The sequence below is a fragment of the Brevundimonas sp. genome, assembly GCF_052436175.1.
In the GTDB taxonomy this organism is placed as follows: Bacteria; Pseudomonadota; Alphaproteobacteria; order Caulobacterales; family Caulobacteraceae; genus Brevundimonas.
In genome coordinates this window covers 1-12164 of record NZ_JBQVNM010000015.1, presented here as the reverse complement: position 1 = coordinate 12164, position 12164 = coordinate 1, and the positions used below count along the sequence as shown (strand labels likewise).

Sequence of the window (12164 nt, the reverse complement as noted above, 5' to 3'; positions counted from 1 at the left end):
GATCATTGATGTCTTCGGCCCGACAGACCGGGTCGGGAAACACCGCCATGAAGATCGCCCAGGTCACCCCCCTGTATGAGGCCGTGCCGCCGAAGCTGTACGGGGGCACCGAAAGGGTCGTGGCCCATCTGACCGACGCCCTGGTCGATCTGGGCCATGAGGTGACCCTGTTCGCCAGCGCCGACGCCCAGACCCGGGCGCGGCTGGTGCCGGTGCGGGATCAGGCGATCCGGCTGGACCCGGCGCCGCTCAAATCCGATCTCGCGGCCCACATGACCATGCTGGACATGGTGATGGAGCGGATCGACGACTTCGACATCGTCCACTTCCACACCGACATGATCCACTTCCCCATGTTCCGGCCCTGGGCGAACAAGACGATCACCACCCTGCACGGGCGGCTGGACATGAAGGACCTGCCCGAGGTCTATCGGCGCTGGCCGCAGTTCGGCCTGGTCTCCATCTCCGACGATCAGCGCCGGCCCATTCCCTCAGCCAGTTGGAAGGCGACCGTGCATCACGGTATGCCGTCCGACTCCTATCGCTTCTCACCCAGGTCCGAGGGCTACCTCGCCTTCCTCGGCCGCATATCGCCGGAGAAGCGCCCGGATCGCGCCATCGAGATCGCCACCAAGCTGGGCCGCCGGCTGAAGATGGCGGCCAAGGTGGATGCCGCCGACAAGCTGTACTGGGAAGAGACCATCAAGCCGATGATCGAGGGCAATCCCCTGATCGAGTTCATCGGCGAGATCGGCGACCATCAGAAGTCCGAGTTCCTCGGCGGCGCGGACGCCCTGCTCTTCCCCATCGACTGGCCCGAGCCCTTCGGGCTGGTCATGATCGAGGCCATGGCCTGCGGTACGCCGGTGGTGGCCTTCCGCTGTGGCTCGACGCCGGAGATCATCGAGGACGGGGCGACCGGCTTTCTGGTCGATACGATGGAGCAGGCCATCGCGGCGGCCGACCGCGTCCATCTGCTGGACCGCGAGGCCATCCGGGCGCGGTTCGAGCTGCGGTTCTCGGCCACGGCCATGGCCCGGCGCTATCTGGACGTCTACGGCGATCTGCTGGCCCGCCGGCCGTTCGCAGAAGCCGCCGTCCCCGATGTCGTGACGCGCCTGCGCCCGCTGGACGAGGACCGCAGCTTCGCCGTGGCCGGATAACGCCGCGATCAAGCTGAACCATGGCGCGCCTTGTTCATTAGGTCATGAAGCCGACCGACACAGGTCGCTTGGGCGTCGCATTCAGGTGGGACGCTCGGCTGAACTGAACCCCGCGGAGGCTTCATGGACGACAGCTATTCGGTCCAGACCACGGCCGCAGAGAGCACCGAAACCGGCACCCTGGACACGCTTCAGGCCCTGAAGGACGGCGACCTGTTTCTGGTGGCCGACGCCTGGGGCGATCTCAAGGATGGGGCCGACGGCCTGTTCGACCACGACACCCGGATTCTGTCCCGTTTCGTGCTGACCGCAGGGTCGGCGCGGCCGTCTCGGCTGAGTTCGGCCGTGTCGCGCGACAATGTCTTCTTCACCGCCCACGGCACCAACCGCCCCTTGCCCCCCATGGGCGGTCGTTCGGCCCCGGCGGGCGTGCTGCATCTCGAGCGCCGCCGTTTTCTGCGGGACGGGCGGATGTTCGAGAGGGTGCAGATCACCAACCATGGGATCGAGGAGGTTCTGCTGCCTCTGGCCTTCGATTTCGGGGCCGACTTCGCCGACATCTTCCAGGTGCGCGGCACGCTGAGGGCAAAGCGCGGCGAACTGCATGCCCCCACCCACGACGGCCGCCGGGTCATGTTCGCCTATACCGGGCTGGACGGGGTGAGGCGGACCAGTTGCCTGTCCTTCTCCGAACCGCCCGCGCGCCTGACGGGAACCCGCGCGGAGTTCATGTTCAGCCTGCCCGCCGGCCGGACCGTCGATCTCTATATCGAATGCGGGGTCGACATCTGTGCGGCGCCCGACCGTGACCGTTGGCGGCGCAACGCGGTGGAAGCCAAGCTGGCCATGCGGCGCAGGCGTCGTCGCGGCGCCTCTGTGCGCGGCCCCAGGAACCCTCTGTTCAACCACTGGCTGGACCAGTCGCGGGCCGACATCGCCCTGTTGACCACCGACTTGCCGACCGGCCCCTATCCTTATGCGGGCACGCCCTGGTTCTCGACCCCGTTCGGGCGCGACGGCATCATCTCGGCCTGGCAAATGCTGTGGCTGGACCCGTCGCTGGCCAAGGGGGTCCTGACCTATCTGGCGGCGCGACAGGCGACGGAGGTCTCGGCCTTCCGCGACAGCCAGCCCGGCAAGATCATGCACGAGACGCGCGGCGGCGAGATGAGCGCCCTGCACGAGGTGCCGTTCGGCCTCTACTATGGCGGGGTCGACACCACCTGCCTGTTCGTCGCCTTGGCCGGCGCCTATGCGAAGCGCACCGGCGACCTCGACCTAATCCGCCGGTTGTGGCCCAATCTGATCGCAGCGGTCGAGTGGATGCGGGACTATGGCGACAGCAACGGCGACGGCCTGATCGACTATCAGCGCGCCGCCGAGACCGGCCTGTCGAACCAGGGCTGGAAGGATTCGGAGGATTCCATCTTCCACAGGGACGGCCGTTTCCCCAGGGGGCCGGTCGCCCTGCTGGAGGTTCAGGGCTACGCCTACGCCGCCTGGCTGGCGATGGGCGAACTGGGCGAGCTTCTGGGCGACGCCCGCGCCCAGGCCTGGGAGGATCAGGCGCACGAGATCCGCTTCCTCGTCGAGGACCGGTTCTGGATGGAGGACGAGGGCTTCTACGCCATCGCCCTGGACGGGGACGGGAACCCCTGCGAGGCCATCGCCTCCAACGCCGGGCACCTGTTGTTCACCGGGCTGCCGACCCAGGCCCGGGCCGAGGCGGTGACGCGGCGGCTGCTGTCCAGCGAGTTCCGCTCGGGCTGGGGCCTGCGCACCCTGGCGACAGGCCAGGCCCGATTCAATCCGATGAGCTATCACAACGGCTCGGTCTGGCCGCACGACACCTCCCTCGGGGTGGCGGGCATGGCCGGCTACGGCGAGCGGGACGCGGCGGCCATGATCCTCGGCGAAATCTATTCCGCCGCCAGCCATTTCCACATGCGGCTGCCCGAACTGTTCTGCGGCTTCGAGCGCCAGCCGGGCGAGCCGCCGATCGCCTATCCGGTCGCCTGCCTGCCCCAGGCCTGGGCGGCGGGGTCGGTCTTCCTGATGCTGCAGGCGGCGTTGGGCGTGACGATCGACGCGTTCAAGAAGACGGTGACGATCGACGCTCCGGTCCTGCCCGCCGGGGTCGAGCGGCTGTCGGTCACCCGGCTTCAGGTCGGGGAGGCGCGGGTCGATCTCGACTTCCACCGTCTCGGCGACCAGGTCGTGGTCACGCCGCGCAACCGCACGGGCGAGGTCAGGATCGTGACGACGAGATAAGAGCCTTGGCGAAGACGGTGGGCAGGCCGGCCAGGGCCTCGGCCTCCTCCGTCCAGATCCAGTCGTCGCCCGCGCCGCGCGCGACCCGGACGGTCAGAGTCAGGGAGAAGTGGGTGAAGACGTGCTCGACCGCGCCCGCGTCCTGCCAATCGGCCGCGACGGGCGGCGTCGCGTCCGGCGCCTCTGACCAGTCCGACGTCGGGAGGCCCAACATTCCGCCCAGCAGGCCCTTGTCCGGCCGCCGGACGAGGGCCACCCGGTCGTAATTGTCGCGCAGGACCCAGGCGACGCCGCGCCGGTGCGGGCGCTCGGCCTTCTTCGTCTTCAGCGGATAGCGTTCCGGCGCCCCGGTTTTCAGCCCCTCGCAGGCGAAGGCGACGGGGCAGTGGTTGCACAGCGGCGATTTCGGCCGACAGACCGTTGCGCCGAGGTCCATCAGAGCCTGGGCCCAGTCTCCCGGGCGATTGTCGGTGACGAACATCGCCGCCAACCGCTTCAGCTCCGGCCGGGCGGCGGGGACCGCGGTCTCGACCGCGAACAGCCGGGCCATGACCCGCTCGACATTGCCGTCCACCACATTGGCCGCACGGCCGAAGGCGATGGCGGCGACGGCCGCGGCTGTATAGGCGCCGACGCCGCGCAGGGTCAGCAGGGCCGCCTCGGTGTCGGGGAAGACCCCGCCGTGGTCGCGCACCACCGCCCGTGCGCCCGCCAGCATGTTGCGGGCGCGGGCGTAGTAGCCGAGCCCCGCCCAGGCGGCCATGACGTCGCCGTCCGCCGCCGCCGCCAAGTCGGCGACCGTCGGCCAGCGGCTGGTGAAGGCCGCGAAATAGGGGGCGGCGTGGGCCGTGGTGGTCTGCTGCAGCATCACTTCAGACAACCAGACCCGGTACGGATCGGGTCGCCCCCCCGCGCCCGGCGGCGTCCGCCACGGCAGGGCCCGCGCATGGGCGTCATACCAGTCGAGCAGGGCGGATCGGACGTCGGCGACCTTCATGGCCCGTCCATAGACGGGCCGGGTCCGGCGAGCCAGCCGTCAGACCTTGACCACGATCCCGGCGGCCTGAAGCTTCCACACCAGCTGGCGCGTATTGACCAGAGACTGGGCCTGAAGCTCGCGCCATAGGGGCAGGCGTTCATCCGTGATCTGGATCGAGTATCCGGCCGGATCGACCTTCAACCGGCCGCTGCGCACAAGCCGCTGCAGGTGACGGCGCACGGTTTCCTGGGGCATCGACAGGGCGGCGGCGACCGCCGCGCCGCGCACCGGACCCCTGCGCGTCCGCCCCAGAGCCGAGGGCGGCGGCGGCTGCGCATCCAGCTCAAGGTGGGCGCCGGTCTCCTGGGTGACCGCCAGCATGATGTAGGCGCTCATCAGACCCAGATCCGGCGACAGGTCCATGACGTGGGCGATGCTGCGCAGCATGTTGGCCGTGACCAGGCGCAACGCGCCCCATTGCACCTGGGGCGTAGGCGTGGCCAGCGCCCAGGTCTCGTCCAGACCGCACGCCTCCAGCCGGGCCAGGCCCTGAATGAACCGCTCGATCGACTCCATGAAGGCCTGGCTCGCCGAGCGGATCGGATCGGCCAGCAGGGCGTCGGAGCGCAGGATAAGTCCCTCCGGGACCATCTCGATCAGGCCCAGAGCGACCAGTTCATGGGCCTTGCCCCGCGCGGTCTCACGCGGCACTCCCAGAGATCGAGCCAGGCTGCTGACAGCGGCCGGGCGGCGCAGGTCGTCGGTGACGGAGCCGACGGCCAGGTAGCGTTGACTGATGTCCGGGCGCGCATCCAGATGGCTGGTGTTGGCGTTGGACACCGCCGCCAGCAGCATGACCGAGACCAGATCGTCCACGATCCGGGTCCGGGCCGTGGTCAGGACCTCCAGCGTCATCCGGGCGTTGAGCCAGGCGACCGAGCCGATGTGTTCGTTGGTTTTCATGCGGGCTCAGGGACGCGAAGACGCGAGGGGGCGACGTCGGGGTTAATGCACCTGACGGCGGGAGTGGGCGGTCACACGGGTGAACAGCCGCTCGCCCGACGGGGTCAGGGCCCAGCGGTAACTGTCCAGCCCGAGGGGGCGATGCAGCAGCGGCGCGGGCCGGCGGGTCCGGGCCACCTCGAGGTAACGCTCAAAGCCCGCGTAGACTTCCTGCTGGATTTCCCGCGTGGCGGTCACAGGCAGACCGGCGCGAACCGAGGCGATGTGATCCGCCACCACCTGTCGATGCGCCGAGCCTCCCCGCCGCAGCAGGGCCTCGATGATCTCGGCCACGATCGGCTCCACGGCCGGCCGTCTCTGGCGCGGACTCTGCGTGTTGGCCCCAGAGTTGACGATTGCACCCACGACGCCTGCCCCCCCGGACAATCGAGTTTCTGAACGAACCCCTACCGATCGGCAAAACTTTCAGTCCAGAGACGATGGGCCGAAAATGGGGTGTTTTAACCTTGCGTTACAATCTGGACGCGCAGGGCGGGGCCGAGCGGGAAGGCGGGATGCAGGACTGCACGCGCGCACAAAAGCCCGCTATGGTTCGCCCATGGTTCGCGCCCTGCCGACAGACGCCGAAACGCGGGACATTCTGTCGCGCAAGCGAACGCGGCCCGCGCCTCGCCCCGCGCCGCCCGTCGGTCGAGCCCTGACGAAGTTCGTCCGTGAACTGGACGAGAAGTACGGACGGGGCGCCGGCGCCCTGGAGCCGCGCTGGCGAGAGATCGTCGGCGACCAGCTGGCCCGCGTCACCCGCCCCCAGAAGCTGAGCAAGGGGCGCGGCGGGACAGGCGGCGTACTGGAGCTTCGCGTGGCGGGCCCCGCCGCCCTGCTGGTCCAGCACCAGTCGGCCGAGATCCTGTCGCGGGTGAACCTGTTCCTCGGCGCCGGATCGGTCGACAGGCTGCGCATCGCCCAGGGCCCGGTCGCGCCCCTGCCCATGACCGCCCCCGCCCGGGCGTCACGCGCCTCACGCCGCCCTCCCCCGCTGGACGCCGCCGCCCAGGCCGAGCTCGACCGCTCGCTGGCCGCCGCGCCCGAAGGGTTGAAGACCGCCCTTGCGACCCTGGGCCGGGCGGTGCTGGCGGCCGATCCAAAGGGTAGTGACTGATCCTTCCAGCCGCCGCCCGAAGAGTCCGCTGACAGTTCAACCCCCGGGAGCCCCCATGTCGCTTATCGTCCTGATCGCGGGGATCGCCGTCCAGGCCGCCCAGCCCGCCTACCCCGCAACGCCGCAGCAGTTCCCCGGCCGGCGGTCCAGCTATGTCCAGGGCACCCTGAACCTGGCCGCCGGCGAACGCGCCACCCTGAGGCGCAACGCCGACGGGACCTTTGACCTGACGCGGGTCGATCGCATCGAGGTTCGCGACGTCCTGCCGCCGGCCCAAGGATCTAGGGGTCCTCTGAACGAGGCGGCGCCCGGCACGCTGAGGTTCGGCATGCACGCCCGGCAGGACGTGGGCTCCTTGCTGAAGGTCGAGAACAGCCTGGATGAAGGCCTGAAATACGGAGGCTTCATCGTGCGCTATGTCGGCGGCCGGGCGCGCGGCCCGGAGGCGACCTCCGTTTGCACCGTCCCTCGGGGCATGGCGAGTTTCGAGCACTGGCAGGAACCGGTGATCCAGGTGGTGGTCGGCGGCATCACCCGCTCCGACGATGCCCTCCCAACCTGTCCGCCCCACGTCGAGCCTTGAGGCCGCCGCTTGGCTTCGGGACGCCGAATGAGATATCGCCGACGGAACGGCACAAAATCGCCTCACCTGTTCCGGACAAGCGACGCTTGATCCCCATCTTCAGGACCCGCCTATGCGTGACGCCCCTCTTTCCCATCGTCGGTTCGGCGCGATGAGCCGTCGCGCGGCGGTGACGGGCGCGGCTCTGGCCCTGATGGCGGGTCTGTCCGCCTGCGACACCGCGATGAAGCCGGCCGAGGGCGACATGGGCCTGGGCGCGGCCGAGGGGGCCAGGGTCACGGTGGTCGAATACGCCTCGGTCACCTGCGGCCATTGCGCCCAGTGGCAGGCCCAGGTCTGGCCGGCGTTCAAGGCGAAGTATGTGGACACCAACAAGGTCCGCTACGTCTTCCGCGAATTCCCGACCCAGCCGGTCGATGTGGCCACGGCGGGCTTCCTGGTCGCGCGCTGCGCCGGGCCGGACCGGTATTTCGACGTGGTCGACGAACTGATGGCGCGTCAGCAGGAGATGCTCGGCGCGGCCTCCCCGCGCCCGGTGCTGCTGGACATCGCGACCAAGGCGGGGCTGAGCGAGGCGCAGTTCCAGACCTGTCTGTCCGACAAGGCGGCGATCGAGAAGCTGGACGCCCGGATCAAGGCCGGACTGGCCGCCGGGGTCGACGGCACCCCCGCCTTCTTCGTCAACGGCGAGAAGGTCGTGGATGCCAGCCTGGCCGGCCTGTCGGAAAAGATCGACGCCGCCCTGGCCAAGCCCTGACGCCCGAAAGGCTCACGCGGCCCGCCGCACTGGCGCGGGATTTGCCCCGCGCGATCCGGGCTGTATGAAATCGGATCAACCGACTCTCACGCTCCAGCACACGGACGCCTGCCATGACCCTGAACCGTAACCTGACCCGCATCCTGGCCGGCGCCGCGACGGCGATCGGCCTGATGGCCCTGGCGGCCTGTGGCGGCGGGGGCGGCGCAGCGGCCGAGGGCGACATGGCCATGGGCGCGCCCGAGGGCGCCAAGGTCACCGTCGTCGAATACGCCTCGCCCACCTGCGCCCACTGCGCCGCCTGGCAGAAGAACACCGGCCCGGCCTTCGAGGCCAAGTATGTCGCCAACAACAAGGTCCGCTTCGTCATGCGCGAACTGCCGACCCCGCCGGCCGACATCGCCACGGCGGGCGTCCTGCTGGCCCGCTGCGCGGGGCCGGACAAGTATTTCGCCGTCATCCATGAACTGATGGCCAACCAGGGCGAATGGCAGTCGGGCGCCATCACGCCCCGCGCCTCGCTGCTGAAGACCGCCAACGCCTTCGGCTTCAATGAACAGGCCTTCTCCGACTGCATCACCGACGAGAAGGCCATCGCCGCCCTCGAGAAGCGCGTCCAGGCCGCCCAGGCCGCCGGCGTGACCGGCACCCCCTACTTCCTGGTCAACGGCACAGTCGTCCAGACGCCCGGCAGCAGCGAAGGTCCGTCCCTGGCCGACCTCTCGGCCGCCATCGACGCCGAGCTGGCCAAGTAATCATGCAGAGGCTTTCGGGACTTCTGCTGGCCCTGGGTCTGGTCGTGGCGGCGTCGTTCGGCGCCGCCCCGGCCGCCCGCGCGAGCAATCCGCCGCCGCCGGTCAGCGCCACGGACCGCATTCTCGGTCGCGCCGATGCTCCGGTCACGGTGATTGAGTACGCCTCGTTCGTCTGCTCGCACTGCGCGGCCTTCCACAACGACGTCCTTCCCGAGTTCAAGACGCGGTTCATCGACACCGGAAAGGCCAGGTTGGTGTTCCGCAACCTGCCGACCAACCCGGCCAACGTCGCCTTCGCCGCCGCCGCCCTGGCGCGGTGCTCGGCGCCGGACCGCTATTTCGACGTGACCCGGTCGCTGTTCGCCGGTCAGGCGGCCCTCTTCACGGGCGGCGGACAGGCCTGGTTCAACGACGCTGTGGCCGCCAGCGGGCGGTCGCGCGAGGAGATCGAGACCTGTTTCGCCGACCCCGCCACCAAGGCCGCCATCGACGCCGATATCGACGGCGCCACGGCTGCGGGGGTCACGGGCACCCCCAGCTTCTTCGTCAACGGCAAGGCCGTGGCGGATCACTCGCTGGCCGGCCTGTCCGCCGCCATCGCCGCGGCCGGACACTGAGATGATCGGGACCGCCGCCCGTCTCACGCGCGCCATTCTGGCGGCGACGGTCCTTATGCTGGGGTCGCTGACGGCGGCGCCCGCGCTGGCCCAGATGGGCCCGCCGCGCGTGACGGCGGCGGACCATACGATCGGCGATCCCAACGCCCCGGTGACGGTGATCGAATACGGCTCCCTCGCCTGTCCCTATTGCGCCGAATGGCAGATGGGCAGCTGGTACGACTTCAAGGCGCGTTTCGTGGACACCGGCCAGGTGCGGTTCGTCTTTCGCGAGATCCTGACCGAGCCGACCGACCTCGCCGCCACCGCCGCCGCCGTGGCCCGCTGTTCGGCGCCCGAGCGCTATTTCGAGGTCCTCCACGTCCTGTTCCGCTGGCAATCCACCGCGCGCAACTTCGGCCCCGTCAGCGAATGGTACGATCGCGCCATCGCCGAATCGGGTCGCCCCGAGGCCCAGGTCCGGGCCTGCGTCAACGACCCGGCCACCCTGCGCGCCATCGAGGCGGTCCAGACGGGCGGCGTCGCCGCCGGGGTGCGCAAGACCCCGACCTTTTTCGTCAACGGCGTGATCGCTCCGGATCACAGCGCCGCCGGCCTGGCCGCCGCCATCGCCGCCGCGCGCTGAAGCGCGACGAGAATCGCCAAACCGCCGATTCGCCTCTAACCAAGACCCATGCAGTTCCAGCGGCTGAGGCTTGTCGGCTTCAAGTCCTTCGTCGATCCGGCGGAGGTCCAGATCGAACCCGGCCTGACCGGCGTCGTCGGCCCGAACGGCTGCGGCAAGTCCAATGTGCTGGAGAGCCTGCGCTGGGTCATGGGCGCCAACTCCGCCAAGGCCATGCGCGGTCAGGGCATGGACGACGTCATCTTCGCCGGCGCCGCCAACCGCCCGCCGCGCAACCACGCCGAAGTCCAGCTGACCATCGACAATGCGCAACGCCGCGCGCCCCAGCCCTTCACCGACAGCGCCGTGCTGGAGGTGTCGCGCCGCATCGACCGGGGCCAGGGCTCGACCTACCGGATCAACGGCAAGGAGGTGCGGGCCCGCGACGTCCAGCTCCTGTTCGCCGACGCCTCGACCGGGGCTAACTCGCCCGCTCTGGTGCGGCAGGGCCAGATTTCCGAGCTGATCGCCGCCAAGCCCCAGAACCGGCGCCGCATCCTGGAAGAGGCCGGCGGGGTCGCGGGCCTGCACACCCGTCGCCACGAGGCGGAGCTGCGGCTCAAGGCGGCCGAGGCCAATCTGGAGCGGCTGGACGACATCGGCCGCGAACTCGAGACCTCGCTGAACCGGCTTCGGCGCGAGGCGCGTCAGGCGGAGAAGTACAAGAAGATCTCCGCCGAGATCCGGGCCCTGCAATCGGCCCTGCTGTTCGTGCGCTGGAACGACGCCCGACTGGCGTCCGAGGCGGCGACGGAGGAGCTGCGCGAGGCCGAGCGGGCGACCGGTGAGGCGACCACCGCCGCCGCCCGCGCCCAGACCGCCGCCCTGTCGGCCCAGGAGGCGATGAAGCCGGCGCGCGAGGAGGACGCGGTCGCCGGCGCCCTGCTGCACCGCGCCTCGCTCGAACGCGACCGCCTCGACATGGCCGAGCAGCAGGCCCGGGCCGAGGTCGATCGGCTGAAGGCCGAGGTCGCCCGTATCAGCGCCGATCAGGACCGCGAGACGGCCATGGCCCACGACGCCGCCGTCGAACTGGAGCGGCTCAACGCCGAGCTGGAGGCCCTGACCGCCGAAATCGCCGCCGCCCCCGCGCGCGGCCCCGAACTGGATCAGGCCCTGGCCACCGCCGAGGACGCGCGCCGCGCCGCCGACTCCGAGGTCGAACGCATCGCCTCCTCGCTCGCCGCCATCGAGGCGCGGGCCAACGCCGAAAGCGCCCGCAAACGCGACGCCGAGGCGCGGGTGGCGCGAGCGACCGCCGGGCTGGAGGCCGCCCGGCGCGAGCGCGAGGCCCTCGGTCCGCTGGAAACGCCTGAGCTGACCGAAGCTCGGGCCGCGCTGGAGACGACGACCGCCGAACTTACCGCCGCTCGCGCGGGGGTCGAAACAGCCGAGGCCGAACGCGGCGATCTGGCCCGGGCTGAACAGGAGGCCCGCACCGCCGCCCGCGCCGCCGAGGACCGGCTGGGCCGGCTGCAGACCGAGGCGCGGGGTCTGGCCTCCCTGCTGGTCTCGGCCCGGCGGGACCATCCGCCCGCTCTGGACAAGGTCTCGGCCGACAAGGGCTATGAGGCGGCCCTGGCGGCGGCGCTCGGAGACGATCTGGATGCGGCGCTGGACGCTCGGGCGGCCGCCTACTGGGGCGGGGCCGAGGTCCCCGCGCCGACCTGGCCCGCCGGGATCGAACCCCTGAGCGCCCATGTCAGCGCGCCCGATCCGCTGGCGGCGCGTCTGGCCCTGTGCGGCGTGGCGTCTGCGGCCGACGCGGCGCGACTGGCCCAATTCCTGCCCCCCGGCGCGCGGCTGGTGACGCGCGAGGGCGATCTCTATCGCTGGGACGGTTTCGTCAGTCGCGCCGAGGCGCCGCGCCCCGCCGCCGTGCGTCTGGCCCAGCGCACCCGTCTGGCCGAACTCGAGGCCGAGATCGATGTCGGCAAGCCGGCGCTGGACGCCGCCCAGTCCGCCCTGAAGTCGGCGACCGAGGCCTTCCGCGTCGCCGAGGAGGCGGTCAAGGCCGCCCGCCTCAAACCCTTCGCCGCCGACAAGGCCGTGGCCGCCGCCCGCGACCGGGTCGAGACCCTGGCCCGCGATCAGGCCCGTCGCGAGGCCCGCGCCCAGGCCCTGGACGAGACGCTCGCGCGCCAGTCGACCGAGGTCGAGGCGGCGGAAGCCGCTCTGAACGAGGCACTGACCGTTGAGGCGCCGTCCGAGACCCTCGACGCTCTGCGCGCCGAACTGGCCGCCGCCCGCACC

12 protein-coding genes are annotated in these 12164 nt (G+C 70.5%); 9 read left to right on the top strand and 3 right to left on the bottom strand.

Translation table 11 applies throughout. The annotated features are described in order from the left end of the window. Positions 1 to 47 precede the first annotated feature (47 nt). Positions 48 to 1163: a glycosyltransferase family 4 protein gene (locus ACT6QK_RS05600; protein ID WP_444596828.1), complete on the top strand. Its 1116-nt coding sequence runs from the start codon at positions 48 to 50 to the stop codon at positions 1161 to 1163. Between the two features lie 123 nt (positions 1164 to 1286). After that, the gene (locus ACT6QK_RS05595) at positions 1287 to 3434 is read left to right on the top strand and encodes an amylo-alpha-1,6-glucosidase (protein ID WP_444596827.1); all 2148 of its coding nucleotides are present in this window, start codon (positions 1287 to 1289) and stop codon (positions 3432 to 3434) included. Here the strand turns inward: ACT6QK_RS05595 and mutY are convergent. Genes mutY through ACT6QK_RS05580 form a run of 3 tightly spaced genes read right to left on the bottom strand, consistent with a single transcriptional unit; the run spans position 3412 to position 5721 of the window. After that, positions 3412 to 4431 (bottom strand): A/G-specific adenine glycosylase, encoded by a 1020-nt coding sequence (gene mutY, locus ACT6QK_RS05590; protein ID WP_444596826.1) that lies wholly within the window; start codon positions 4429 to 4431, stop codon positions 3412 to 3414. The two genes, ACT6QK_RS05595 and mutY, sit on opposite strands and share 23 nt — an antisense overlap. A 39-nt stretch (positions 4432 to 4470) precedes the next feature. Then, positions 4471 to 5376 carry a hypothetical protein gene (locus ACT6QK_RS05585; RefSeq protein WP_444596825.1) on the bottom strand — a complete coding sequence of 302 codons (906 nt, stop codon included), beginning with the start codon at positions 5374 to 5376 and terminating at the stop codon, positions 4471 to 4473. 42 nt (positions 5377 to 5418) lie between these two features. Continuing rightward, positions 5419 to 5721 (bottom strand): hypothetical protein, encoded by a 303-nt coding sequence (locus tag ACT6QK_RS05580; RefSeq protein WP_444596824.1) that lies wholly within the window; start codon positions 5719 to 5721, stop codon positions 5419 to 5421. A gap of 253 nt (positions 5722 to 5974) precedes the next feature. On the opposite strand from ACT6QK_RS05580, the gene ACT6QK_RS05575 reads away from it, so the two are divergent. The 7 genes from ACT6QK_RS05575 to ACT6QK_RS05545 form a co-directional block, all read left to right on the top strand. Next, entirely contained in the window at positions 5975 to 6535 is a 561-nt protein-coding gene (locus ACT6QK_RS05575) for a DUF721 domain-containing protein (protein ID WP_444596823.1), read from the top strand. Between the two features lie 55 nt (positions 6536 to 6590). After that, entirely contained in the window at positions 6591 to 7118 is a 528-nt protein-coding gene (locus tag ACT6QK_RS05570) for a hypothetical protein (RefSeq protein ID WP_444596822.1), read from the top strand. Positions 7119 to 7230: 112 nt separating this feature from the next. Next, positions 7231 to 7875, top strand: coding sequence for a DsbA family protein (locus tag ACT6QK_RS05565; RefSeq protein WP_444596821.1), 645 nt, complete (start codon positions 7231 to 7233; stop codon positions 7873 to 7875). Positions 7876 to 7988: 113 nt separating this feature from the next. Continuing rightward, positions 7989 to 8630 carry a thioredoxin domain-containing protein gene (locus ACT6QK_RS05560; protein ID WP_444596820.1) on the top strand — a complete coding sequence of 214 codons (642 nt, stop codon included), beginning with the start codon at positions 7989 to 7991 and terminating at the stop codon, positions 8628 to 8630. A gap of 2 nt (positions 8631 to 8632) precedes the next feature. Then, positions 8633 to 9247: a thioredoxin domain-containing protein gene (locus tag ACT6QK_RS05555; protein ID WP_444596819.1), complete on the top strand. Its 615-nt coding sequence runs from the start codon at positions 8633 to 8635 to the stop codon at positions 9245 to 9247. A gap of 1 nt (position 9248) precedes the next feature. After that, on the top strand, positions 9249 to 9872 hold the full coding sequence (locus tag ACT6QK_RS05550) for a thioredoxin domain-containing protein (RefSeq protein WP_444596818.1): 624 nt from the start codon (positions 9249 to 9251) through the stop codon (positions 9870 to 9872). A 48-nt stretch (positions 9873 to 9920) separates the two neighbouring features. Beyond that, positions 9921 to 12164: AAA family ATPase (locus ACT6QK_RS05545; protein ID WP_444596817.1), on the top strand; the 2244-nt coding region annotated here is incomplete at its 3' end.